The organism is Streptomyces sp. NPDC021622 (genome assembly GCF_040640795.1).
Lineage (GTDB): Bacteria > Actinomycetota > Actinomycetes > Streptomycetales > Streptomycetaceae > Streptomyces.
The window spans coordinates 101,230-123,704 of sequence record NZ_JBFACK010000026.1; the positions used below are offsets into that span (position 1 = coordinate 101,230).

General features: G+C 66.1%; 26 protein-coding genes and 2 pseudogenes. 7 read left to right on the plus strand and 21 right to left on the minus strand.

Annotation, left to right across the window (positions count from 1 at the left end; all coding sequences use genetic code 11):
* Together AB0G47_RS37830 and AB0G47_RS37835 are read left to right on the plus strand one after the other, a co-directional pair.
* On the plus strand, positions 1 to 981 hold the full coding sequence (locus AB0G47_RS37830) for a hypothetical protein (protein WP_360779650.1): 981 nt from the start codon (positions 1 to 3) through the stop codon (positions 979 to 981).
* Positions 982 to 3,400: 2,419 nt separating this feature from the next.
* Positions 3,401 to 3,583 (plus strand): hypothetical protein, encoded by a 183-nt coding sequence (locus AB0G47_RS37835; RefSeq protein WP_360779653.1) that lies wholly within the window; start codon positions 3,401 to 3,403, stop codon positions 3,581 to 3,583.
* A gap of 198 nt (positions 3,584 to 3,781) precedes the next feature.
* Here AB0G47_RS37835 and AB0G47_RS37840 read toward each other — a convergent pair whose 3' ends face one another.
* From AB0G47_RS37840 to AB0G47_RS37855, 4 genes are all read right to left on the minus strand, one after another.
* A complete protein-coding gene (locus tag AB0G47_RS37840) occupies positions 3,782 to 5,320 on the minus strand; it encodes a terminase family protein (protein ID WP_360779656.1) in 1,539 nt (512 codons plus the stop codon).
* Positions 5,307 to 5,849 (minus strand): hypothetical protein, encoded by a 543-nt coding sequence (locus tag AB0G47_RS37845; RefSeq protein ID WP_360779658.1) that lies wholly within the window; start codon positions 5,847 to 5,849, stop codon positions 5,307 to 5,309. Before AB0G47_RS37845 ends, AB0G47_RS37840 begins: the two co-directional genes overlap by 14 nt.
* Positions 5,850 to 5,979: 130 nt before the next feature.
* On the minus strand, positions 5,980 to 7,665 hold the full coding sequence (locus AB0G47_RS37850; protein ID WP_360779662.1) for a hypothetical protein: 1,686 nt from the start codon (positions 7,663 to 7,665) through the stop codon (positions 5,980 to 5,982).
* Positions 7,666 to 8,163: 498 nt separating this feature from the next.
* A complete protein-coding gene (locus AB0G47_RS37855; protein ID WP_360779666.1) occupies positions 8,164 to 8,328 on the minus strand; it encodes a hypothetical protein in 165 nt (54 codons plus the stop codon).
* Positions 8,329 to 8,517: 189 nt separating this feature from the next.
* On the opposite strand from AB0G47_RS37855, the gene AB0G47_RS37860 reads away from it, so the two are divergent.
* Positions 8,518 to 8,811, plus strand: coding sequence for a hypothetical protein (locus tag AB0G47_RS37860; RefSeq protein ID WP_360779758.1), 294 nt, complete (start codon positions 8,518 to 8,520; stop codon positions 8,809 to 8,811).
* 78 nt (positions 8,812 to 8,889) lie between these two features.
* Here AB0G47_RS37860 and AB0G47_RS37865 read toward each other — a convergent pair.
* Positions 8,890 to 9,000: pseudogene (locus AB0G47_RS37865) on the minus strand (class I tRNA ligase family protein); the annotation flags it as partial.
* Between the two features lie 337 nt (positions 9,001 to 9,337).
* Between AB0G47_RS37865 and AB0G47_RS37870 the strand changes: the two are divergent.
* Positions 9,338 to 9,679: an Lsr2 family protein gene (locus tag AB0G47_RS37870; protein WP_360779668.1), complete on the plus strand. Its 342-nt coding sequence runs from the start codon at positions 9,338 to 9,340 to the stop codon at positions 9,677 to 9,679.
* A 71-nt stretch (positions 9,680 to 9,750) separates the two neighbouring features.
* Here AB0G47_RS37870 and AB0G47_RS37875 read toward each other — a convergent pair whose 3' ends face one another.
* The 4 genes from AB0G47_RS37875 to AB0G47_RS37890 all read right to left on the minus strand — a co-directional run bounded on the left by AB0G47_RS37875 (position 9,751) and on the right by AB0G47_RS37890 (position 13,302).
* On the minus strand, positions 9,751 to 10,455 hold the full coding sequence (locus AB0G47_RS37875; RefSeq protein ID WP_360779671.1) for a nucleotidyltransferase domain-containing protein: 705 nt from the start codon (positions 10,453 to 10,455) through the stop codon (positions 9,751 to 9,753).
* A gap of 214 nt (positions 10,456 to 10,669) precedes the next feature.
* A complete protein-coding gene (locus AB0G47_RS37880; protein WP_360779673.1) occupies positions 10,670 to 11,194 on the minus strand; it encodes a hypothetical protein in 525 nt (174 codons plus the stop codon).
* Between the two features lie 3 nt (positions 11,195 to 11,197).
* On the minus strand, positions 11,198 to 12,637 hold the full coding sequence (locus tag AB0G47_RS37885) for a ParB N-terminal domain-containing protein (protein WP_360779676.1): 1,440 nt from the start codon (positions 12,635 to 12,637) through the stop codon (positions 11,198 to 11,200).
* Positions 12,634 to 13,302: a ParB/RepB/Spo0J family partition protein gene (locus tag AB0G47_RS37890; protein WP_360779679.1), complete on the minus strand. Its 669-nt coding sequence runs from the start codon at positions 13,300 to 13,302 to the stop codon at positions 12,634 to 12,636. The genes AB0G47_RS37885 and AB0G47_RS37890 overlap by 4 nt, the downstream gene beginning before the upstream one ends.
* Before the next feature lie 357 nt (positions 13,303 to 13,659).
* Here AB0G47_RS37890 and AB0G47_RS37895 point away from each other — a divergent pair, with 357 nt between their 5' ends.
* Positions 13,660 to 14,223 (plus strand): histidine phosphatase family protein, encoded by a 564-nt coding sequence (locus tag AB0G47_RS37895; protein WP_360779683.1) that lies wholly within the window; start codon positions 13,660 to 13,662, stop codon positions 14,221 to 14,223.
* A 107-nt stretch (positions 14,224 to 14,330) separates the two neighbouring features.
* On the opposite strand, the gene AB0G47_RS37900 is transcribed toward AB0G47_RS37895, so the two are convergent.
* The 8 genes from AB0G47_RS37900 to AB0G47_RS37935 all read right to left on the minus strand — a co-directional run bounded on the left by AB0G47_RS37900 (position 14,331) and on the right by AB0G47_RS37935 (position 17,332).
* Positions 14,331 to 14,642, minus strand: coding sequence for a hypothetical protein (locus AB0G47_RS37900; RefSeq protein WP_360779685.1), 312 nt, complete (start codon positions 14,640 to 14,642; stop codon positions 14,331 to 14,333).
* Positions 14,643 to 14,864 carry a hypothetical protein gene (locus AB0G47_RS37905; protein WP_360779688.1) on the minus strand — a complete coding sequence of 74 codons (222 nt, stop codon included), beginning with the start codon at positions 14,862 to 14,864 and terminating at the stop codon, positions 14,643 to 14,645.
* 155 nt (positions 14,865 to 15,019) lie between these two features.
* Complete coding sequence (locus AB0G47_RS37910) at positions 15,020 to 15,340, minus strand: VRR-NUC domain-containing protein (protein WP_360779691.1); 321 nt, start codon at positions 15,338 to 15,340, stop codon at positions 15,020 to 15,022.
* The gene (locus tag AB0G47_RS37915) at positions 15,337 to 15,621 is read right to left on the minus strand and encodes a hypothetical protein (RefSeq protein ID WP_360779693.1); all 285 of its coding nucleotides are present in this window, start codon (positions 15,619 to 15,621) and stop codon (positions 15,337 to 15,339) included. The genes AB0G47_RS37910 and AB0G47_RS37915 overlap by 4 nt, the downstream gene beginning before the upstream one ends.
* 203 nt (positions 15,622 to 15,824) lie before the next feature.
* Positions 15,825 to 16,016 carry a hypothetical protein gene (locus AB0G47_RS37920; protein WP_360779696.1) on the minus strand — a complete coding sequence of 64 codons (192 nt, stop codon included), beginning with the start codon at positions 16,014 to 16,016 and terminating at the stop codon, positions 15,825 to 15,827.
* Between the two features lie 17 nt (positions 16,017 to 16,033).
* Complete coding sequence (locus AB0G47_RS37925; protein ID WP_360779699.1) at positions 16,034 to 16,300, minus strand: hypothetical protein; 267 nt, start codon at positions 16,298 to 16,300, stop codon at positions 16,034 to 16,036.
* Between the two features lie 34 nt (positions 16,301 to 16,334).
* Complete coding sequence (locus AB0G47_RS37930) at positions 16,335 to 16,574, minus strand: hypothetical protein (protein WP_360779702.1); 240 nt, start codon at positions 16,572 to 16,574, stop codon at positions 16,335 to 16,337.
* 533 nt (positions 16,575 to 17,107) lie between these two features.
* The gene (locus AB0G47_RS37935; RefSeq protein WP_360779705.1) at positions 17,108 to 17,332 is read right to left on the minus strand and encodes a DUF397 domain-containing protein; all 225 of its coding nucleotides are present in this window, start codon (positions 17,330 to 17,332) and stop codon (positions 17,108 to 17,110) included.
* 14 nt (positions 17,333 to 17,346) lie between these two features.
* Here AB0G47_RS37935 and AB0G47_RS37940 point away from each other — a divergent pair, with 14 nt between their 5' ends.
* Entirely contained in the window at positions 17,347 to 18,024 is a 678-nt protein-coding gene (locus tag AB0G47_RS37940) for a molybdopterin-dependent oxidoreductase (protein ID WP_360779708.1), read from the plus strand.
* An 871-nt stretch (positions 18,025 to 18,895) separates the two neighbouring features.
* On the opposite strand, the pseudogene AB0G47_RS37945 reads toward AB0G47_RS37940, so the two are convergent.
* Positions 18,896 to 19,139 (minus strand): annotated as a pseudogene (locus AB0G47_RS37945) (hypothetical protein); the annotation flags it as partial.
* Between the two features lies 1 nt (position 19,140).
* Positions 19,141 to 19,329 (minus strand): hypothetical protein, encoded by a 189-nt coding sequence (locus AB0G47_RS37950; RefSeq protein ID WP_328681163.1) that lies wholly within the window; start codon positions 19,327 to 19,329, stop codon positions 19,141 to 19,143.
* A 320-nt stretch (positions 19,330 to 19,649) separates the two neighbouring features.
* Between AB0G47_RS37950 and AB0G47_RS37955 the strand changes: the two genes are divergently transcribed.
* The gene (locus tag AB0G47_RS37955; RefSeq protein WP_360779711.1) at positions 19,650 to 20,060 is read left to right on the plus strand and encodes a hypothetical protein; all 411 of its coding nucleotides are present in this window, start codon (positions 19,650 to 19,652) and stop codon (positions 20,058 to 20,060) included.
* A 639-nt stretch (positions 20,061 to 20,699) separates the two neighbouring features.
* Here the strand turns inward: AB0G47_RS37955 and AB0G47_RS37960 are convergent.
* Positions 20,700 to 20,900 carry a hypothetical protein gene (locus tag AB0G47_RS37960; RefSeq protein WP_360779713.1) on the minus strand — a complete coding sequence of 67 codons (201 nt, stop codon included), beginning with the start codon at positions 20,898 to 20,900 and terminating at the stop codon, positions 20,700 to 20,702.
* Positions 20,901 to 21,150: 250 nt separating this feature from the next.
* Positions 21,151 to 22,068 (minus strand): ParB/RepB/Spo0J family partition protein, encoded by a 918-nt coding sequence (locus AB0G47_RS37965; protein WP_360779716.1) that lies wholly within the window; start codon positions 22,066 to 22,068, stop codon positions 21,151 to 21,153.
* Positions 22,069 to 22,475: the final 407 nt, after the last annotated feature.

Consider the following 22,475-nt stretch of genomic DNA (forward strand, 5'->3'; position numbering starts at 1 on the left):
GTGCACCAACTCGAACTCCCCGCCCTCCTCAGCGACTCACCTCTCGGCTTCCTCGCCGCCCTCGGCATCCTCGAACTCACCGAGCCCCAACTCGCCCAGCCACCCCGCCTGTCCTGGCAAGGCCCGGCCGCCCCCGCCGTCCTCCACACCCACGAGCCGCTCCACCACGCCCAACTCGCAGAACTGCTTCAAGCGCAACTCCCCGAGCACCCAGCGAAAGAGCCCCTGGGCATCGCACCCGGCATCCTCTCCCTCCCCAAGGAGAAGAACGCCCCCAACGACGCCCTGCGCATGCCCATCCGCCTCGCTCTGCAACGCCTCGGCGGACACACCCGCGCCGAACGCGAAACCGGCACCTCCGGCGCCCGTTGGTTCACCGCCCTTGTCAACCAACTCCGCATCGCCCCCAAAGACCCCACCAACAAGCCCGGACAACGAGAAGCCCCGAACGACACCTGGTTCACCACCACCACACCGCTCTTCGCCCCCGGTGGCCAGATGACCCTCGCCAACAATTGGACCAAAGCCGCCGAACACTGCCAGAAGCACCCCCAGCAACTCCTCACCGCCCTCACCGGCTGGCAGCGCATCGAGGGCTACGCCGGCGCCAACCTCGACCACTTCTCCACCGGCGACGCCCACATGGTCAGCCACGGCAAACCCTCCCAACAAGGCGTCCCTGGAGCCACCTGGCTCGCCCTCCATGGCTTCGCCACCCTCCGCCTCACCGGCGATACCCGCCACGCCGCAACCACCAGCTGGAGCAACACCACCGGTCCAGCCCTCACCTGGCCCATCTGGCACCCACCACTCACCCGCACCGCCATCACCGCACTCCTCGAACACCCCACCGTCCGAACCCCGACCCCCGACCCCGCCAAACTCCGGGCCCTCGGCGTCACCGCCCTCTACACCGCACCCCGCACCCGCCTCTCAAACTCCTACGGACCCCTCAAACCCGGCCAACGCACCTACCCATGACCCCTCTTCGGAACCCCAAGCTCACACGGATCCGCCAGCTGGTCCCGAAGGAGAATGCCGGGAAGCTCCGCATACGCGTCTGCGCAGCGAGAGTTGGCGCGCTTACGCACTGCGATACTCCGAGCCCAACCAGCCTTCCACTGCGGTCGTCGGCCGCAGCCCCATCGCGGCGTGATGAAGGGCCGGGATGAAACGATCGATGAATGGTCTTCCTCTGCGGTCGTCGGCCGCAGCCCCATCGCGGCTACTCAGATGCCGCCGCGAAGGCCCGCACCGAACTGCTCCTTCTGCGGTCGTTGACCGCAGCTCCATTGCGGCGACATGAGGTCCACCGTGTGCGCCCACTGCTTGGTCCCACCTCTGTGGTCGTCGGCCGCAGCTCCATCGCGGCGAGGCGGCGCTCGACGGGCTGACGAAGTCCTTCGCGCTTCCTCTGCGGTCGTCGGCCGTGGCTCCATTGCGGATACGGCGTGGAGATCTGGTACTCCGGCTCCCACAAACTCCTCTGCGGTCTTCGACCGCGGCGTCATTGCGGGGACGAGGACTCGCAGGAGTTCACCCCATAGGGATTCCCCCTCTGCGGTCGTCGGCCGCAGCTCCATTGCGGCAGCTTGGCTGTCCAGCCGGAGGTGTTCGGGTCGATCTTCCTCTGCGGTCGTCGGCCGCAGCTCCATCGGATGCAGAGGCGTTGCTAGGCTCGATGAGAGTCGGCAACGCCACCGGCTGGTCCCGAAGGAGAATGTCTGGAAGGTCCGCATGCGCGTCTGCGCGGCGGGGGTTGGCGCGCTCACACACTGCGATACTCCGAGCCTAACCAGCCTTCCACTGCGGTCGTCAGCCGCAGCTCCATTGCGGCTACCGCACCTGCGGCGAACTGCGCCAGGGCGTGCGCCTTCCTCTGCGGTCGTAGACCGGAGCCCCATCACGGCGGGACCACGCCGACCCACGCCGCACGGTCACGCTTCTCCCTCTGCAGTTGTCAACTGCAGCTCCATTTCGGCTCGGACGCGATGAGCAGCGCCTTCCTGCCGTCGACCGTGCTCTGCGGTCGTCGGCCGCAGCCCCATCGCGGCATGATCGAAGAGGGGCGGTGGGTCAACGTCCGCGTTTTCCTCCGCGGTTGTCGGCCGCAGCTCTATTGCGGCATCGACCTCCGCGACCGGTGCGTCCGTGACCCGCCCCCCCTGCTCTGCGGTCGGTGACCGTAGCTCCATTGCGGCTACCTGCACGCACGGAACCTGGCCGACGCGTGGCTGCTTCCTCTGCGGTCGTCGACCGCAGCTCCATCACCGCACGCACCACATGTCCTCCACGAACGTGCGCACGCGCCCCTCTCTGCGGCTATCGACCGCAGCTCCACCGCGGTACCTGGTCCGAATCGGTCCGCAGGATGATCCAGGTCTTCCTCTGCGGTCGCCAGCCGCAGCTCCATTGCGGCTCGGTGTGGCCGACATCGACGACGTCGATCCCGTCCTTCCTCTGCGGTCGTTGGCTGCGGCTCCATTGTGGCTTCGAGGAGGGCTACCAGGTGTGCATGCGCTGCGACCTTCTCTGTGGTCGCCAGCCGCAGCTCCATTGCGGCTCGGTGTGGCCGACATCGACGACGTCGATCCCGTCCTTCCTCTGCGGTCGTCGACTGCAGCTCCATCGCGGCCTCGCCCCTGAGACGATCTCCGAGTGGCTGCGTGTCTTCCTCTGCGGCTACGGCACCGAAGAGGCGTACTACCTGGAGGCGCGCTGCGGCGCTCTCTGTGGTCGTCGACTGCAGCTTCATCGAGGCATGCTGGAGCCTGGGGACTGCCTCATCGTCAACCAGCCTCACCTCTGCGGTCGTCGGCCGCAGCTCCACTGTGGCAGTTCGATCTGTCCGCCGCCGCCGGTCGCGGTCACCCTTCTCTGCGGTCGTCGATTGCAGCTTCATCGAGGCTCGAAGACCCTTGGCCTCCCCAGTCTTATCGGGCCTCCGCTACGGTTGTCGGCCGTAGCCCCACCACAGTCCGATCGCGACGAACTCGGCGAATGCGGACGGATGTCTTCCCTGCGGTCATCGTCCGCGGCTCCATCGCGGCATGGACTCGAGCGCGTGGAAGAGTGTGCCGAGCGGACCTTCTCTCTCTGCGATCACCGACAGCCGATTGCGGCTCCATCACGGGATCATCTGAAAGGAGCAGATGCGGAAGGACCACGGCCCCTTCGCTGCGGTCCTCGATCTCAGCACCATTCTGCGCCTATCGGTCGCAGCTCCATCGCGGTGATCCGCTGGTGCGCGACTGGGATCACATGGTCCGCTGCCTCTGCGGTCGTCGGCCGCAGCCCCATCGCGGCGCTCATGCCACCGGCACTGACGGGTCGACGATCCAACTTCCTCTGCGGTCGTTGACCGCAGCTTCATTGCGGCGCTGCGTCGTTGAAGACGAGCGTGCCCTCGAACGTCTTGCTCTGCGGTTGTCGGCCGCAGCTCCACTGCGGCAAGCAGGACGAGATGAGCGGCTACGAGATCACCGTTTTCCTCTGCGGTCGTCGACCGCAGCTCCATTGCGGCGAGGGCCTCGCCATCGGCAACGCCCTGCGCTCCCACTCCCTCCGCGGTCGTCGGCCGTAGCTCCATCGCGGTCTTGCGTGCTGCTTTGACGAGTAGCTGGCTGCGGGCCGTACTCTGCGGTCGTCGGCCGCACAGGCACCCATCAGTGCCGTCGCCGAATCGGTGATCAGGGCAGCTGGCTGGCATTGACCACTGGACTCCTGGACCGTTCCGTCAGGGGAGCCCCTGTTCTGAAGGCTGAGCCCCTGGCACCGCGGCTCAGCGCCGTCCGGACAGACGACTGTCTTGGTAGGCCGAGGTGATCACCCCGTTCTCGGCCGGGTCTGCGAGCTGTGTCAGCGCATGTACGGCCGCGTCCATCCGGTCGGGGCTGTCCATGCCGGCAACCCAGGTCACCATCTGTTGTTCCAGCTTTGGCCACTCGCCGACGTGGTGGACACGGCCCTGTTCGTAGAGCTGGGCGATCGGCTCGGCCCGCAGCCGCTTGCCGTGCTTGGCGGTTACGGACAGGACGGCGGGCATGAGCATGTTTTCGGTGCGCTTTTCGCGCTGGAGTTCCTGCCATGCTTGATGGAGGATCTGGCGGCTCATGTCTCCGCCGTAGTTGCTTTCCACCACGATTGCGTCCGCGCGCAGTTCGATCGCCAGCAGGCAGGCCTCGCGGCCCCATGCGTCGGCGCCACGGTTGCCGGAGCGGTCGTCGAGGACGTAAAGGTGCCCCTCCCGGTCACTTGCGGCGGCCACGATGCCTGTCTCGTCGCCGACGGCGGACTCGCCACCGGCAGGGTCGACGGCGATGACGATCCGTGTCAGGTCGATGCCGCGGAACTGGGCTGCGCTGATGCGGTTGTTGGTGATCCATGGCCACTGCCAGACGCCGCCTTCTTGCGGGCGCGGCTGCTGCATGTAAAGGCTCCACCAGACGCGTTCGCCCACGGAGCGGCGTATCTCGGCGAGTGCCTCGGTGTCGTACCGCTGCGGCCACAAGGGCGCACCGAGGGAACGGCCCAGGGCGTCGTTGTCTGCGAGGGCGATGGCGGGCAGGTCGATGACGGTCCACCGGTCGCCCTCATCGGCGAGGACTCGGCCGGCGAGGTCGTCCTCGTCCCAGCGGGTCTGGATCAAAATGACGGAGCCGCCGGGCTCGATGCGGGTGAGCAGGACGGCCTGCCACCACTCCCACAGGCGTTTGCGCATGGTGGGGGAGGAGGCTTCGGCCGCGTCCTTGATCGGGTCGTCGACGACGGCCAGGTGCGCACCTTTGCCGGTGAGGCCTCCGCCGACACCGGCCATGACGGCGCCGCCTTCGGTGCCGGTGAGGTCGAAGCGATTGGCGGCAGAAGAGCCGGGGCGCAGGCTGATGCCAAGCTGTGGCCCGTAGTTGAGGATGGCGTCGCGGATCCATCGACCGTGATCGTCGGCGAGATCTGAGGAGTAGGAAGCGATCATCACGCGGTGCTCGGGGCGGCGGCGCAGGTACCAAAGTGGTGCCCAGCGTGCGGCTCGGCGGCTCTTGCCATGTCGCGGCGGCATCGTCAGGAGCAGCCTCGTCGGATGTCCGGCGGCGACTTGCTCGAAGGCCGCGTCGATCTTCGCGAGGTGCGGGGCCTGCATCTCCCTGCCGTCCGTGAGGACGGACGCCATCGCGCCGGGGGAGCGGTCCATTGCCAGCTCACGCTCTATGCGTACGAGCCGGGCGCGCAGTTCGGGGGTGGAGGCTGCGGCTATCTCACGGCGGCGCTGCGCGGGAAGCGACCGGTAGGCCTGGAGGACCGCAGCCTCGTCAGGCCTCGCCACCCTCGCCGCCGGCGAGGTTGATCAGCCGCTCCAGCTCGTCCAGGCCCGCGGTCTCGACCTGAACTGGTCCACCGTCCGGCCCCGACAGCTCTGTACGCATGGGGCGGTCCAGGCCCTGGAGGCGGCTGCTGCGCTCGATGATCCGAACCGCCCGGTCGACGGCCTGGTAGTCACCGTTGCGGATCGCAGCCCGGTAGACGCCGAAGAACAGTCGCTCGAGTCGCTCCACCATGAGCTGCCGCAGCTCATCGGAATTGGCATCCAGGGCAGTGGTGCGCTCAACGAGGGCCTTGGAGACGTCCTTGCAGGCCAGCTCGATAAGCCGCTTGTCAGTGGGAGGTTCCAGACCGCGTTTGTACTTGTCGATGCCGTACCCCTGCGGGTAGGCGATGCCGTCAGAGTTGATGGCCGGGTCGGCGGCCAGCTTGCGGCCGATGGTTAGCCAGTCGACGCCGGCGAGCTTCAGGTCGATCGCGTCGGCGCGGCGCTGGGTGATGGCAGCCCGGGTGGCGCGGTTGGGGCGGCCCATGACACAACTCCCTGGGCCCCGCGCCTACCTTCAATGATCCTGCATGGAAGACGCAGGCGGGGGAAGAGCGGTGGGCCCAGTGGTGTGACGGATCAACAGTAGACGATCCGCGCTCCCCTTCTAACACTCGTTAGAGACGGCGGGGAAATTGGAACTTCCACGCATTACTAGAACTGCCACTCTCATGCCAAGACTTCAGCTGCTGACGAAAGTTCCGCAGCTCAAAATTGTCTGGCGCGACTGTTTTCTCCTCCAGTTGGGAAATGCCCCAAAGGAGGGCCTCGACCCGCCCGTAAGTGGCAAATTTATCGAGCAACCACGCGAGTACGAAATCCGGGTTACTCCTGGCGTCACGCAGAAATATAATAAGATACCTGGCCGAGGTGATATCGGGCACATCGTTCACCACCATCTGGATGACTCGCTCGTAATTTTCGTCGCTCAACTCGGAAGCCGCTCGACAAAGGGTTGAATCCCTGTACCCTCGCCCCGGGTGTCGGTCGATCACGGAAATTAGCATTGCGAGCGCAATTCCAGGGCGTCCCACGTCTAGCCAATCGGATATGACCCTCGCCGACCGTTCGGGCTTCATTGACGAAAAAGCCTTAACCAAATCGAGCTCTGAAACCCCTCCCGCCTCTAGGCCGTCCCATAGATTTAGTTCGTCTCCTTGTACCTCTCTTTCGCCAACCACGTGGGCCAACAGACGTCCACCCAGCGTCCCTTCTCCGATAGGTATTTCCTCCCACGATCGAGCTATTTGGGCCATGTCAGGAATTGACCTCTTCAGCGCGGCGACTCGGCAGAGAATGCGGACGGGATGCCAATACTCCACGCGCAACGAAGCCTCTCCGCGGTCGAAATCTGGAAGGACGGACAGGTCGAACCCCAATTGGATCACTTCATCAAGCGGTCGTGTGCGCCCTACCTCTTCCGTAAACACATGCAGAAGAGAAGTCTGGTCATTTGCTTGAAGCCACTCAACCAGTTCCACAACTTCAGGGAGCTCGCGCGACCAGGCCGCCTCGGCCAGATCCCGGAAAGCCTCATGCTCCTGGCCGAATTCCTTCTCGAGTAGCCGTGCCTTAAATTCTGCTAGGGAAATACTCGCTCGGGTGCGTGAAAATACGCGCTCAGCAAGCTCCTCCTCCAGAAGTCGCACCTTCTCAGCTAGGTCCTCAGATTGGCGTTCCGCCCTCTCGCGGAGCCTCAGTGCGTCGTTGAGTTCTTCCCGCAACTCTGATAGCTCCGTTACGAGATCGTCTCGCTCGGACGTTAGTCCGGTGTTCTCCGCTTCCCACTTTGCCTCGCTGCGCGCGACCTGGAGTTGCTCTGTCCCCCAGTCGTTCCGCAGATGGGCGATCTCGGATCGAAGCTCCTGGAGTTGCCCCTCCTTCTTGTCTATGAGCAGGTGGAGAGCCTCCTCTCGGTGTGCAAGGTGCGATGCCTTGCGCTTCGAGGCGACAAGTTCCGCGCGAAGTGACTCAAGGCGGTACTCGTCGGGGTTTGTGACCTTCAAGGCCGCCAGGCGCAACTCCCGCAGGTGCTGTTGGACTGCTGGGCGGAGTGGAGTGTTGCGGTGTTCCCCTACTTCGCGGATCAGCCGGTCGATGAAGTCCAGGGGAGCCAACTTCTTGCCGCTGAAGTAGCGAGAGACAGAGGAGGGACTGCGGGAGATGCGCACCGCGTAGGCCCTCTGGGTGATGCCCAGAGTGTTGAACAGCTCCGTCAACTGATTGCCGAGGGCGGCAACTTCCGGAACCTCGCCACGCTCGACCTCCGAGGAACTTGCTGGTCGTCGTGCTATCTCGGTCACGGATATCCCCCGGCGGCGGTTGACCTGGCGTTGGCAACGGTTGCGACTGTCGCAACCTATCTGGCCGGTCGGAGGCTTGTGGCATCAACCCAGTCACCTCGGAAGGGAAGCTCCGTGCCTCCTCGTTGGCCCGCCGTTCTCGCCGGTGCTCGTTGGCTCCAGCGCGCAATCATCGTCATCTTCGCGCTCGTCCCACTGCTCGTCGTGACGTTGGCGTCCACTCCGGCCTTGCTCGTGTTGCCCTTTCTGCCGGGGCACAGCGCGCGAGCTCAGGCCATCACACGTCAACTAACGTCATGGACGCGGACCTTGCTCGTGTCCAGCCGGTAGGGGGTCGAGAGGTGCGCACGCACTGCTCTGCTGATTGCATGTCAGGCCGCTCGTCGACTCCACCTCAAGTGGGTGGAGGAGCGATAGGCCTCGGCCCGTGCGCGCTGGCACTCGATTGCCTCGTAGAGCTCGTCGAGTTGATCGTCGGCTCCGTTCAGCCGACAGCGGCTAGGGCAGACCCACCAGACCCCAGCCACGCTGGGTCGTGTCCTTTACTACTACTGCCCATTCGCGGAGTAGCACGGCGAAGTCCTCGAAGGTATCGGGGCGTCCTGCCCAGCCCCTGCACTCGGCGGCGAACGGCTTGCGCAGCTCTTCAAGGCGCGGAGCCACTTGCTCCCGGCATGGGCCTTGCCGGGTACCACCTCCGGCGGGCCCAGCAGGACGAGTGGCCGCCCCACGTCGGCGGCCGGTGGGAAGAACCCCCCGACGCCGGCCAGTGCAGGATCAGCAGTTGGATCGGCGTCCAGATCAACCCGTCGAGGAAGGTGTCCATCAGGTCCCGCATGGATGCGTCGACGAGTGTCCGCACTGCCTGGCGATTCGGGAGGCGGCATCTGGGAGGAATGGTTGCAGCTGGTCGCCCAGTTCGTGGCATGCCTGGACGAGGGCGTTGAGGACCGTGTCGAGATGTTCCCCGGCGGCATGATCCCCGCCCTGCTCGGCTTTGGCCAGCTCCCAGGGGGGGTATCGATGCAGCGGTTGGCTTCCTCCACGATCGTCCAGACCGCGGCGGCTGCCGGCTGCCCGGCGGAAGTCGAAGTCGTACAGGGCCGCATCCACTTGGCCCGGGACATCGCGGCAGGCCGCAGCTAGAGGTTCGGTGGCCGGAGCGTCAGCCAGGGGCGCATGGCCGTCCCGGTAGCGGTGGACCATGGTCACGACCCGGTTGACGAGATTCCCAAGACCGCCTGCCAGGTCGGCGTTGGCTCGGGCAATGAGCCGCTCCCGGGTGAAGTCGGCGTCACCGACTCTGGGGCCTTCCCGCAGAAGCCACCAGCGCACCGCAGATCGAGGCCCCGTCTCAGGGCCTCGGAAACGCGCGTCCGGTATCAGCAGCCCCGCTGGCGGGGCATCATCTCGATTTGGGACGAAGGCGCGATCATGCGGTGATGCTAGCAGCGGCGCCTACCCCTGCGGCGGGATTTTTTGCCGGACGGGGGCGCTTCGCCTGTCGCTCATTCACGAGCCGAGCAGACGTCCTCGCGCACTGGGGGCCGCAGCCGTAATGCGCAGGGCAAGCAGGTTCTCGGTAGCGATGCCTACGCGGCTGTGGTCCGCTGGTATCGAGCTTTGGTGATCATGGATATTTCGAGGTTCACGTGGCCGTAGAATCCCTCGCATGGCACAGAAGGTAATTACGACATATGTGGATGACTTGACCGGCGAGGAGTCGTCGGATATCTCCACGCACAGCATTCTCATTGACGGGGCTGGGGTGGAGATCGACCTCGTAGATGAGAACTACGAGAAGCTCCTTGAGATCTTGAACCCGTATCTCCAGGCTGATGGCGCCCGCAGGATTCGCGGTGGAGACAATTCTAAGGGGAAGGCCAAGGCGGTGACGGGCAGCAAAGACGACTCGTCGGCCATCCGGGCCTGGGCCAAGGAGAACGGCTACGAAGTCAGTGATCGCGGTCGCGTACCGGCCTCAGTCCGCGAGGCGTACGCGCAAACTCACTGACGCGAGCGAGGGGCTGGGTTCTCCAATATCGAGGCCCGGCTCCACCGCCATCGAGCCTCTAAAGGCGACGCCTACGTCGGGCCACCTCGCCGGTAGCCCGCCCAAAGTGGACCACCAGCCTCTATGAGCAATTCCTCGGCCAACGCGATGAGAGGCTGGACTTCTCCCCGGAGGGCTTGTTGGACACAGGCGTCCAACTGCCGGGAGACTCCCGGCGCATGCTCGTCGAGGCGACGCCCCAACCACTTTCCTCCGCCAAGCCAAGAGCCGCGGTTGAGTAAGGTCAACTGCCCCACGCGGTTGACCAGCTCTGTCACGATGAACAGCCTCTCGCCTGGCTCTCTGCAGCCCCGTAGGTCGTCCAGAAGATCAGTCAACGAGTAGCGGGCGTCCTCCAGTTCTTCAGTCTCCACTGCAGGCGGCCCAGTCTCGACGAACCGCTTCGCCTCAGTGGCGATACGCCCGCCGACACCATCGGCATCGAACAGCAAGGCACCGCTCGCGCACATCCAGAGCAGTGGCGATCGACGTCGGCGAACCTCCCGGCCTGTAAATTCGTGCCAGGACTCCTCAGTGTGAACGAAGAGTTCCACCGGCCAGCCCTCGTGGAAGAGGCTCTCGCGGTATGGGGCTGGCTCCCCCTTCAACAGCACCACGACATCGAGATCAGAGGTCGCGGTGCGGTGCTCCGTCAGCACACTGCCGCCCAGGAACGCGGCACGCGCATCAGGATGCCGATCCCAGACGACCTCACGCGCAACTTCATGAACCTCCATGGCTCCACTGTGACGGAGGGGCGCACTGGCTGGCACTGCAATTTCCGCCGGTGCGCTTGCTTCCATCGACGAGAGAGCCTCAACGAACGGTGGCTCGTCGATGGAGACGCTGTACCGGCCCTGCGGCGGCAAAGTGTCGTACTGAGAACAGCGGCAGGAATGCTCGGCCGGCTGCCTTCTGCTGTGGCTGCCCTCAGTAGAGGGCAGCCACAGGTCAGTCCAAGGTCAGTTGCTCTGCCACACCCGCGGAGTCCTCAAGGTGCGGAGGCGGCGCGTCAGGGATCTTGCGGTTCTGGCGCAACCACCATGCGAACTGCCAGTTCCGGCAGGTCCGGTGTCGTTTGGAACTTCGACTTGGCGCATCTGGCGGGATCGAGTGCTCGCCCCAGCCGAGGATGGGGCGAGCGTTGGCCAGCCGAACCCCGAGGCCAGGTACGAGGGCATCGCCATCCCAGGTTTCGCCGGGTGCGTGCTCGAATGCCAAGTGTGCGTTGCGGGACCAGTCCCAGGGGATGGGTAGTGCACACAAATACCAGGCGACTGGCGGATTCGCTGCGGACAGGTGGAGTGTCTGCCTGCGTTGATGGGTGTTGATGTATGGGCGGTCGCATTCTCCGAACGTCTTGAGGCAGTGCTGTGTCAGGTCGAGTTCACGGATGCCGGCCAGCCACATGATGCGGTAGCTGGCCCGTGCTTCGATATCTATGCGAACCCGGTTCGGGTCCGCCCCCAATTCCATTCTTTACCCCTCCAAGTTGGAATTCCTATCCTCGATCAATTCTAGCAGAATTGCCGAAAGTCCGTTGTGTTTATTGTGTCGGAATTCGTTGGGGTAGGGCATATTGAATTCTTCCGAAAGTGCCTGCCGATATTCCTCCAGGGGTAGCACTCGGGGGCGTCGGCACACGGCCTTCACGGTGGCCCTGGTGGTGTCGCTGATCTGCACGTCCTCGAAGTACCGGGACAGCAGACCGAGGAGAGACTCGGGAGTGTGATAGCGGATGCGCTGCCACTTGCCGCGCACGAACCGCATGTCCACGTTCTCGCTGTCGAGGAACGACAGGCGCGTGGAGTCCCGGCTGATGGAGTGCTCGGAGTTCTCGTACGCCAGCTCGCGCTCCAAGTTGCGGGTGCCGATGCAGACTTGCCCGTCGGCGGCGCATAGGGCGTTGACGGTAGTGAGGACCCAGTGCTGGTAGTCGAGGGACGTGGTGGCGTTGATGACGGAGTCGAGGACCACGACCTCGTAGAGGCCGTTCTCGTTCAACTCGCGTTCGATGCTGCGGATCTGGCCGACGATGGTGTGGATGTCGACGGCGTACTTGCCCTTCAGGGTGCGGTACGGCTCGTAGTCGTGGATCTTGTAGCCCTTGCCGCGCAGGTGGCGGGCGTAGTCGCCGTGCCCGGAACCGAAGTCCACCACCCGATGCGACGTGGTCAGCCACGGCAGGACGAGGCGCTCCCACACCTCGGACTTGTAGCGGACCTTGTCGGCCTTCGCCTTCGAGGAGTGCTCGCGCAGCCGGTTCGGCTGCACGATGTGCTGATTCCACACCGGCGCCTGTTCTTCGAGGCCAGTCCAGTCGTAGACGCCGTACTCGCCGGTGAGGTCCTCCACAAGTTGGCCGGCGTCGAAGGAGGCGCAGGTCCACGCGAGGATGTCGAAGCGTTGGGCCTTGGCCACGGCCGCGTACTCGGCGTTCAGCACAATGCGGCCCTGGTCGTCGATTACCACCGAGCCCCACGGCCCGTGGGCGGCGGTCATGAAGCCAATCGCCTGCTGGAACGGCAGGTTCTTCGACTCCTCAACGTCGATGGTCTGCCACGGGATCCAACACCACTGGCCGATCGGCCCCGGATCCGCGTACACCACGGACGACTCGGTCTCGACCCGGTTGTGCAGGAGGTTGAACTTGATCTCGTCCTGGAGCCGAACCTTCTGCGGAAGGATCATCGCCGGCGTCGTCGTCTCGCCGATCGCCTTGAGCCCCTTGGTCCTCTGGTGGCCCGCGACCAGCGTCCCGTCGGCGTTCAGGATCACGGGCTTCACAACGCCGTGGCGGCGCAGGGAGCCCTGAAGCCGTTCGAACGACTCGTCGGACAAGCGCCGCGGGTTGTAGTCCGCGGGCCGCAGCTTGGCCAGCGGATAGGCGGGGTCGAAGCGTACGTCGAGAGGGTTCACGCGACCGCTCCCTCTTCAGCACGGTGCTCCTCATTGAGGACGTGCCAGCCGAAGCCGAGATCGGAGTCGTTGTCGCCGACGAACCGCTTGTAGAGCGCGTCGAGGAGCTCCACCTCGGCCTGCGTGATCCGTACGCGGGTGGAGGACCACTGCATGTACCCCCACTGCAGATAGTCCACCGTCGCCGCAGCCCCGGTGTCGGCACCATCGGAGGGCAGCTCGATCGGTGCTGGGAGCGCCGTCTCGTCCAGGAGCTGGTCAAGTTGGCCTTGGTCGTAGCCGGTGCCCTGGAGGTCGGGAAGCTCGGTGAGGATATCCGCGAGGAGCACGCTGTCATACCCGGCGAGATCACTGGTGCGGTTGTCGACGATGACGATCTTCGCGGCCGCGTCGTCATCGACGTCGAGCCAAGTGACGGCAATCTTGTCCCAGCCGAGCTGCTTAGCTGCCTTGAAGGTGTGGTTGCCGGCGAGAATCTCGTTGGTGCGCCCAGTCAGGGTGCCGCGGTTGGCGACGATCGGCCTGTACTGGCCATTGACGGACAGCGACTCAGCAATGGAATCGAGATCACCGGTACGCGGGTTGCGGTGATACGGGAAGAGTTCGGCGACCGGGATAGCCAGGTCCGCAAGCGAGTCCGGTATTCGGGGCGTGGCATTGGACATGGGACTCCAGCCCCACGCCCACCATCGAGCGTAGGTGAGCGAACATCCAGTGCTCGATGGCCGCTCAGGCCGGATCGAGCGCATGGTGAGGCCCCGCAGACGGGGGATGCTGCGAGGCCTCGCACTGATCAACGGGCGGAATGTGTCATGGGTTCCCATGTTTTAGGCGGGCACTGCAGCTCGCCCTCGGCTACTGCCTCCACGGATCCGGACGCTCACCATTGGCCGGACATACGATGCGGACCAGCGCCCTGGGATGCAGGCTGATCGAGGCGCCGTACCGCGCGGGCTGCCGTTCAGTCCACGCCTGCCGAAAATTCGGTAGCGCCTGCCGCGAACTGTGCCCCACTCTCGGCTGTGACCATCTTCTACTTGGTGCAGCACGCGGAGAAGGAACGACAACTCGGCGATCCGGGCCTGACCGTCCTCGGACGTCAGCAGGCGGCCCGAACAGCGAAGCATCTGCAGGACATCGGGATCGGCGCCCTGTTCAGTAGCCCTCTGCGGCGAGCCCACGAGACGGCGCAGTTCATCGCGTCCGAGTGCAGACTCCAGATTCAGGAAGATGCCCGGCTGCGGGAGCGGATGAACTGGGCAAATGACGAGCCCATCGCCGAGTTTCTTGCTGACTGGGCTGCAACGGTCCGGGACCGGGGTTACGTTCCCAGGTCCGGGGATTCCTCACATCAGGCAGGCGACCGGTTCCTCGCGTGCTTGACCGACCTGGCTGGTGAACCAGGGCCGGTCGCGGTGGTCACACACGGCGGCGTCACCGTAGACCTGCTGCGCACACTGGCTGGCGACGATGCGTTGGAGGACAGCCTGCTGCGCGAAGGAGTTCCTTCGTGCGCGGTCACTACGCTCGACGATCTGTCCGTCGTCAACGTCGCCTCGCAGGTGCACCTTCAGGACGGCCGATAGTGATCGGCTGAGGCAGGGCCAGGTGGCGCGTCGGGTTGGCCGCGTCAAAGCGCGCAGCTCTCACCGAGATCACAGCCGTCCATCTGCGTACAGGGTGCACTGTGTGCTCAGGTGCTGATGTCCTGTGGTGTTGCTGTCCGCGCTACCGAGTTCTGCTTCCCTGCGGTTCCCATGTAGCAGGCGTAGACGCTGGCGGTGCCGTCGTCGGCGAGGCGTGCGGTGGCGTCGAATGCGCCTGCCGGGCGGAAGGCGCCGTGCCTGCCGGTGCGGATGCGGTAGGCGAGGTTGGTGGCCCGGTTCAGGTTGCCGAGGGTTTCGATGTGCGCCCACTCGTTGGGACGCTCGCGGAGCACCTTGGCGGTGTGGTAAGCGTCCTGGCTGCGGCTCGGTGCAGGCAGGGGTTCAAAGCGGGCGTGCATTCAGCGGTCTCCGGCGTTCAGCAGGGTGGTTTCGGCGAGTTCCCTGATTCGGGCGGCTGTGTGCCACTGGCCGTCGGCGAGGTGCTCGCACAGCTCGTTGGCCAGGCGGACGATCTCGATGAGGGCCCGCTCAGTGCCGACGCCCGACATGGGGGTGCTCTGCTCGTGGCCCGGGACGGTGGGCTCCGTGGTGTGGCCCGGGATGGGAGCAGAGTCGTTCATGTCGGTTTACCTGGGGTATTCATCGGTAGTTGCAGCGGCAGGTGTTGGTGATGGGATTGAACCAACTGTCGCAGGAACTGCACCAGGAAGCTCCGGGCATCGGCGGGGTCTGGGCGTGATGTTTGGTGCGCTCGTGCACGGGGTGGGCCTCCTGGTTAGAAGCTGTCGGGGAGTTGGGCGCGAGGGCCGTCGGGCGCGAGGACAGCGACGATGTGGTCGAGGTCCTTGGGGCGCCAAAGGGCGGTCTCGAAGCCGCACGCTTGGAGGTGCTTGAGCCAGTCGCGCTGCGCGGGGCGCATCCGTCCGGTGTTTGCCTTGAACTCGGCGAAGATGACGCGCTTGGCCCTGGGGTGTCCGTAGACCTCGTCGGGCCATCCGGCGTCACTGCGCTGTGAGTTGTGGGTGTGGTACGCGAGGGTCCAGCCGCGGAGGGCTGCGAGCTTGCGTACGTGCCGGCGGAACTGTTCCTCGGTCACGCGGCACTCCGCCGTCGGCGGGGTGTATCGGCTTCGAGGAGGGCTTCGCGGTGCGCGGCGGCATCCGGGTCGGGCCGGGGCTGTTGCCGGGAGGGTTCGGTCGCGTCCGGGAGTTGGGGGCGGCGGTGGCGTTCCTTGAGGAGCTCGGGCAGGGGGTGTCGGGTCTCCTCCCACAGGATCTCGTCCAGGGGGCGGCCGTACCGCTCGAGGACGAGGGCCTGGTGCAGGGCGTCGTCGTGGCTCGTGAGCTGCATGTCGTCGTGGTTGTTCATGTCAGGCATGTCGTGGTTCTCCATGGGTTGGCCGGGACCCGCAGGGGGTGCGGGTCCCGGCCGGAGGGGTGGCTCGTATCTGACGAGCCGTTCCGGGCGGGCGGGGCGCGGGGGGTCGCTGCCCGTCCGGAGATCGGGTGGATGTGTGGGCCGTGCCAGGGCCTGACATCGCTCAAAACCTAACACGAAGATGTGTACTGGCCTATTTTGGGTCAGTCGGCGATGGCGAGTTCGTCGGGCTCGTAGGGGAGGGGCTTGGGTGCGCCGGGCCACTGCACCATCACGAGCGTCTTGCCGCTGAAGGGGTCGGTTGCGTGGCCGCGGACTTCGCCGAACGGGCGGAGTAGGCCCTTGAGTGTGGGCTGGGCGAGCGTCACGCCGGTGTGCTTCTTGAAGTCTTCCATCTCGGTCTCCTTGCTGTTCAGGTAAGGGAGTTGCGGGCAATGAGGGTGAGAGCGTGCCCCCACTGTTCGGTGACGGGTTCGTTGAAGATGAAGCCTGAGCTGGGAGCTTCGAGCTCGGTGGCCCGCCAGTCTGCGCAGGTGGCAGCGGGCGGCCGTTCGAAGTGCTGGACCGCGCCGTCGGGCAGGGCGACTGCCAGGCGGATCGCGCCGTCGGGGCTGACGGTTGTGCTGGTCTTGCTGCCCGTTGACAGGGCTTCTTGGGTGAGTGAGTCGCCGAGGATCACTGAACGCTCCTTTTGGGTATTGGCCTATTTCTGGTCAGGTGAGGGCTGCGAAGCCGTCGCAGGTGGTGCAGGCTTCGCCGGTGGCGGGGCTGGTGCCGTCGGTGCATGCGGGGCAGGGCAGGCATCGTCCGGTGCCGTGGCAGGCGTCGCATTCGCGGTTGCGTTCGTACGGGCCGTGGAGGTAGGTGACGGTGCCGCTCCCCTCGCAGTCTTCGCATTCGGGTGCGGTGGCGCCAAGGGTGGAGGCCTCGACTATTGAGGGGGTCGTGAACAATGCGCTGGTCCCTTCTGTGTGTTGGCGTGAGCCGTTTCGCCCTCACCTAGTGCGTTAATTCTACTATGTATTGCGCGGGTGTCCACTCCCCGACTGGACCTTCATCGCGCTTAACCTAGCTGTGGTGAAGGTGGGCTGGGGTCGCGTGCATGCCTGGGGGACGGCTCTTCTGGACTGGCTCCGTCTGCGGCCCGTACCGACTGCCGTCGACGCTCGCGAGGGTGCACGTCTTCCTGTGAGTTGGGCTCCGCTGCGCTGGCCGCGGTCGCGGAGGCGTTGGAGGTGCCCTCCACGCCGGTGATCTTGAGCAACCACGGCGTCGTAGGCGACCTGGCCGTGAGCGCAGGTTGCTGCGTTCTGGGCCGTGCGCGATCGGATGCTGTCTACGCTGCGGCAGGTGGAGCGATACATCTGGATGGGACTGATCGAGCCCGAGCAGGGGCTGTTCACCCAGCCGCGGCCATAACCACCCGGCGAACCCCCGAGCAGCAGACTTCGACCTACCCGAAAGCCCGAAACGGGCGTCAACTCACTCACCCACTGAGGGAGTCGACGAAGGTCGTCCAAGCGTCGGCCGGGAAGAGGATGGCCGGTCCTGTGGGGTTCTTGCTGTCGCGGACGGGGAGGTGGGCGGGGCAGGCGGAGTCGTTCACTTCGAGGCAGTCACCGCTGGTGCCGCCGCTGTAGGAGGACTTGCGCCAGTCGGTCAGGTGCGAGGCATGCTGAAGTAGCTTGTTGGGTAGCCGAGTTGGGCGCATACCGGAGGATCGACATGACGCTTCGCCTTCCCCCAGGACAACGTGCCGTCGGCGGGTTCCCGCGCTTCGGCAAGGACCTGAAGAACCCGCCGCCGCCCATACCGGCCGATCCGGTGATCGAGCTGGGCGGCGCTCTGACGGAGGACGTCACGCTGTCGGTGGCGGAGTTGGGGAAGTTGCCGCGACGCGAGGTCCGGGCCGACTTCCACTGTGTGGCCGGGTGGTCGGCGACCGGTCTGGTGTGGGAGGGGGTCGCGTTCAAGGACTTCTACCGGGTGCTGGTGGAGCCGCGGCTGCGGCCGGGGGCGGTGGTGAGCCACCTCGTGTTCGTGGGGTCGGACGGGGTGCGGGCGCTGGTGCTGCTGGAGGATGCGCTCGGTGAGGACGTGCTCGTCGCCGAGCGGCTCGGCGGGGAGCCGCTCACCGGCGATCACGGGGCTCCGGTACGGCTGGTCAGCCCGTGGCAGTACGGATACGTCAACATCAAGCACCTCTGCCGGATCGAGTTCCACGCCACCGCGCCCCGGGTCACCGACCCGTGGTCGCCTCTCGCGGCGCACACCCGGGCCCGGGTGTGGAAGGAGGAGCGGCACCGCCGGTTGCCCGGCCGGGTGGTGCGGCCGCTGTACCGGGGGGTGGTCGTGGTGATCAGGGCGCTCAGTGCGAGGGGTGGGAGTGCGCGACAGGGGTGACGGCTGGGGGCGAACGCAGATGCTGCGGGCGTCGTCGTGGCGCCCGCAGCGGAGGGTCGCCGCGGTGCAGACGGGCTTGAGGGGCCTGGCGATCTTGTCCCAGTCCTGTGTCAACGGCCTCGTGATCGGCCCGCTGTCCGTGGACATCGGATAAGTCGCTCTTGTAGGGCTGGCGGTCGCTCACCGGGACACTCCAGCGCAACCCGCCCCTCCGACCCGCGCGGATACAGCGGTCCCACACGTTCCGGTGACCACAGAAACGGCATCAAGTCACATACCGCCCTCTCAAGAGATTCGGCTGACTGACGCAGCACCTCCTCGACATTCCAGATCCGGTCGTGGCTAGCCGCCTGCTGTTCTGCCACCATCAGCGCCTCATGGAATAGTCCGACTGTGAGGTTTCACCGCATATGTGCCTTTATATGCCCGCTCGGTGACACGCTCGCCCACGATCTGGTGGCGCCCGCCTCGGTCCGAACAGCGACCCGCCGCTTCCACCGGCCGCGGGGCCTCACAGTGGTCCTGCCACTGGCCCGTACCAGGATGGCGCCGGGGCCGCAGTGGCCACGCTTTGCGGGCTGCGCGGGCCGGGCACCGTCGCCGCCGGGCGGCCACACCGTTCTCACCCGGCACCCCTACATGCGGGCAGGACCTCGCCCCAAGTGAAGATCCACTTCTGGCGGCCTTTGGGCTCACCTCGGCGACACCCCTAGATTCCCGTGGGTTTAGGGAAACTGGAGGTCCTTCAGTGCGAACCCACGGGTCCATCGGTGTGCGTCAGGCCGATGCATCCGTGGGTTCGGGTGAATTACGAGGATGCTGAGCGATCCGAAGGGTTCGGCGGTGACGTCGGCCTGGATGTCCTCGGTCATCACGACCGCCTGCCGAACTGCCAGTTGTGCACCCAGGGTCGGCGTACCGGTCCGGGGTCGGGATGGCGCGTGCCGTGTCCGGGTCCGGACGCGTGCCGTGTCCGTTTGTCCGGCCTCCGGACCAATGCCGCCGTCCCCAGCCGGGTGGCGCCGTTGTCGGACAGCTGCGGCCCGTAGGCGATCAGCTCGTCCCGGCGGCACCGCAAGGTCGGCGGCCTGCCCCGTGCCGAGGTCGAGCACCAGGTCAGGTCTGATCCGCGGCGCGCAGGGCCCGCGCCAGCCATTCCAGCTCCTCGGTCGCGTCGGGCGACGAATTCTGCCCGCGCACACGGGCGACGAGCCTGCGGTAGTGCTCCGCTCCTGCCTCGATCCCGGCCTCCAGGCTGCGCAGCACGGCGGCCCGATCGGCGTCACCGAACAGCTCGGACAGCACCTCGGCCGCTGCCGGCCCCTCGGGAGCGACGCAACATTGATGGGGTGACCTACCGGCAGCGGTCAGTGCGAGTCCGGCGCATGATGGACATAGAGGCAGGGGGGCGACCCGCGAAGAGGATCGTCATGAAACACAAGGCTGCCAGCATCGCGGTCGTCGCGGTCCTAGCCGTCGGCGGCAGCGCGACAGCCTGCGGAGGAGGCGGCGGAGGCAACTCCACACCGTCCAAAGCACCGCCCAGCAGCACGCCACAGACGCCCAAGCAATCGCAGACACCCAAGGCATCGCAGACGCCAACCAGCAGCACGCCCAGGCTGGCCGTGGGACAGACCCTCCACATCTCCACCTCGCCCGCGGAGCTGGCCAGGCCGATCCCTCCCGGTGCCGCCGACGTGACCCTGCTGGAGGTGCGTGTGTCCAAGGACTTCGACGTGCAGAAGGCAGAACCCGGCAAGCAAGTCGTCGTCTGGAAGTTCAAGGTCACCAACACCGGACCGGACGAGTTTGACTTGTACCCGTTGACTGTGGCGAGCCGGTGGACGTCCAACGCCCAGGTGGCGGCACCGGGACTGTTCCTTGGTGATGTCGGTGACTCACCGCTCCAGCCCGACCCGCGCCCGGGGGAGAGCGTCACCGGCTCCGAGGCGGCAGTCGTTCCCGACCAGGACGGGGTGCTGGAGTTCGCCGACCGTAGCGGCAACCCGCTGTTCGAGATCGCCGTCACCCGGTAGAGAGTCACCGGCAGCGGTCGGCGAGCCGATCACGCGAACGAGAGAGAAGCCCCAGGCCAGGGGCTCAGGGTTCCGGCAAGAACCACGGGAACCCACGGGATGTCGCACACTTGAGGCGACGCTGTTCCGATCAGACACCTTCGCCGTGGTGATCTCCGGCTACGGAAATCTTGTCAGGGCCACATTCGCGTGTACGCCGACGACTAGCCCTACTCCGCCTGGGGACAGGAGTGTTCGGCGGCACCCTGGTCTGGATCGCGGTGTCCGTGGTGGGAGGCGGCTCCGTGGGGGCGGATGGACATGGCTGTGCTCGGGGGCCGGGGCAATCGCAGCCGTGGCCGTGGCAGCGGGATTTGCGGGGCACGGCGACCGTATCGGCGGCGGCGACCTGTGACCGGGGTCCTAGCGCAGGGGTGTTAGAAGAGTTCGTCCTGTCCGTCGGCGTCGCCCGCTGGACCGGCTGGGCACGGCGAGGCTGAGGGGCGGGGGAGGGTTCACCGAAGAGAGCTTCGGTGCCGACCTGGTCCCGGACGGCGGGGATGCGCACCGGGCCGGCGGAGAACGGCAGTTCGCCTGGCGCGGCCTGGCCGAACTCGGCGCGCTGCATGACGGTCCAGTCGCGACCCGCGGAGGAGGCGCTCACTCGGAGGCCTCGCTCTCCTCGGTGGGTGTTTGCTCGCCGAGGCGGTCGCGGGTCTCAAGGACCGCGTTCGCCCAGTCGTGGACGAGCGCGGTCCCGGCTTTGGCGGCGGCCTCGCCGGGGCTGTGGGCTTTCTCCAGGGCCTTCAGGTAGCGGGCCGCGGTTACGTCGATGGCTGCCGGGGAGGCGAGCGTGCGCATCAGGTCCTCGGTGTTCGCGCGGCCCGTAGTTGGCTGATGGCGTTGGCGGCGAAGCCGATGATGATGCCGACGTCGTTGCCGACTGTTCGGCCTGGGCGGGCGTGAGCGGTGCGGTGTAGCGCACGGCGTTTGTGACCTTCTCGGTGAGTGCCCCGGAGTGTCGGCAGGGCTGAGCGGGTGTGCGGGCGGGTCTCGCCCGCGCACGTCGCGGCGGGTCGGGGGTTCAGGCTGCGGCAGGCTCCGGCTCGGCCTAGCTGTTGCTGACGGCCTCGGGGTTGACGGTGACCAGCTCACTCGCTTCGGCGTGCGCCTTGGCCTGCTTGAGCTGGAAGCGGGCCTTCGTCAGGGACTCGGCGACCCGGTCGAGCTGCTCAAGGCGTGCACCGACCTGCGTCTCGAGGGTCTCGGCGAGCTTCAACGGCTCGGTGCGGCCGATCTCGTCGAGGAGTGCACGCACCTGCTCGATCTTGTCGAGCGTTGTGCGGGTCTTCTTCTGCGCGGTCGCGCGCTCGGTGCGCTGCTCCTCGGTCATCTCCTCGACGACCATGAGGACGGCCTGATCCTGCTGCTGCTTCATCGCGTAGGCGAAGTGCACGATCTCGTTGTCCGAGGTGAACTCGCCCCGCACGAACTTGGACAGGACGGAGCCCTGGTTGGCGAGGTTGAGGGCGGCGATCTGCACAGCGGCCTGCGTGCCGATCTTCCCGTCCTGTACGAGCTCTTGGACCTCTATGCGCAGGTCCAGCAGGGTCAGGCGCAGCTTCACGTAGGTGGTGGTCTTGGCGAAGTCGGCGGCCACGGACTCGATGGTCGCGCCCTCCTCCTCGTCGAGGATCCGCTGGTAGCCGTGGGCCTCTTCGAACGGAGTCATGTCCTCGCGGGTGACGTTCTCGCTCATGGACCGCTTGAACCGCTGGAGTTCGTTCTTCTCTGAGGTGATCGTGACGCGGATCTTGGTGCGGCCGAGGATCTGGTGCGCGCGCCAGCGGCGCTCTCCCGCGACGATCTCGTAGCCTCCCTGCTCGTTGTCGGGGCGGACCTCGATGGCCTGCATGAGGCCGTATGTCTCGATCGACTTGGCCAGCTCGTTCAGCGCGTCCTGGTCGAAGTACTCGCGCGGCTGGCGCGGGTTGCGGTGGACCTGGCTCATCTTGATGACGCGCTGCATGTTGGGCTCCAAGTGGTGCTGGTGAGGTTTCTTTCCCCCTCGCCTCTTGAATTAATTCTACTATGCATGTAGGGGGTGTCCATTCCCGGAATTCCCCGCCAACGTGACCTCGGCCACGCCCCCGTGAGGGTGTTGACGTGCAGAAATGCCGGTGGGCGCCGAGATGTTCTCGGCGCCCACCGGCGTCACCCGCCTACTGGTCGTCCACTCGCCTGCGCCACGCCCGCACCCGGGCAGGAGCACTCGCCTCCGGGGCGGAGAAGCATCCGCTGCGAATCGGGCAGAAGGAACACACCTGCGCCGCCTCGCGGGCGCCCTCCGGTACCTGAACCTCCGCGCCTTGTGACCGCGTTACGCACCGTGCCGCCGACCACGCCACTGGCCCCGTCTGCGCACAGGGTCCGCGC

Bases quoted from the DNA above. Each gene is read 5' to 3' on its own strand.
- AB0G47_RS37940 (WP_360779708.1), top strand. From the start codon at position 17,347: ATGACGCTTCGCCTTCCCCCAGGACAACGTGCCGTCGGCGGGTTCCCG.
- AB0G47_RS37870 (WP_360779668.1), top strand. From the start codon at position 9,338: ATGGCACAGAAGGTAATTACGACATATGTGGATGACTTGACCGGCGAG.
- AB0G47_RS37900 (WP_360779685.1), bottom strand. From the start codon at position 14,642: ATGCACGCCCGCTTTGAACCCCTGCCTGCACCGAGCCGCAGCCAGGAC.
- AB0G47_RS37880 (WP_360779673.1), bottom strand. From the start codon at position 11,194: ATGGAATTGGGGGCGGACCCGAACCGGGTTCGCATAGATATCGAAGCA.
- AB0G47_RS37905 (WP_360779688.1), bottom strand. From the start codon at position 14,864: ATGAACGACTCTGCTCCCATCCCGGGCCACACCACGGAGCCCACCGTC.
- AB0G47_RS37920 (WP_360779696.1), bottom strand. From the start codon at position 16,016: ATGGAAGACTTCAAGAAGCACACCGGCGTGACGCTCGCCCAGCCCACA.
- AB0G47_RS37875 (WP_360779671.1), bottom strand. From the start codon at position 10,455: ATGGAGGTTCATGAAGTTGCGCGTGAGGTCGTCTGGGATCGGCATCCT.
- AB0G47_RS37965 (WP_360779716.1), bottom strand. From the start codon at position 22,068: ATGCAGCGCGTCATCAAGATGAGCCAGGTCCACCGCAACCCGCGCCAG.
- AB0G47_RS37960 (WP_360779713.1), bottom strand. From the start codon at position 20,900: ATGCGCACGCTCGCCTCCCCGGCAGCCATCGACGTAACCGCGGCCCGC.
- AB0G47_RS37915 (WP_360779693.1), bottom strand. From the start codon at position 15,621: ATGCCTGACATGAACAACCACGACGACATGCAGCTCACGAGCCACGAC.
- AB0G47_RS37845 (WP_360779658.1), bottom strand. From the start codon at position 5,849: ATGGGCCGCCCCAACCGCGCCACCCGGGCTGCCATCACCCAGCGCCGC.
- AB0G47_RS37935 (WP_360779705.1), bottom strand. From the start codon at position 17,332: ATGCGCCCAACTCGGCTACCCAACAAGCTACTTCAGCATGCCTCGCAC.
- AB0G47_RS37890 (WP_360779679.1), bottom strand. From the start codon at position 13,302: ATGTCCAATGCCACGCCCCGAATACCGGACTCGCTTGCGGACCTGGCT.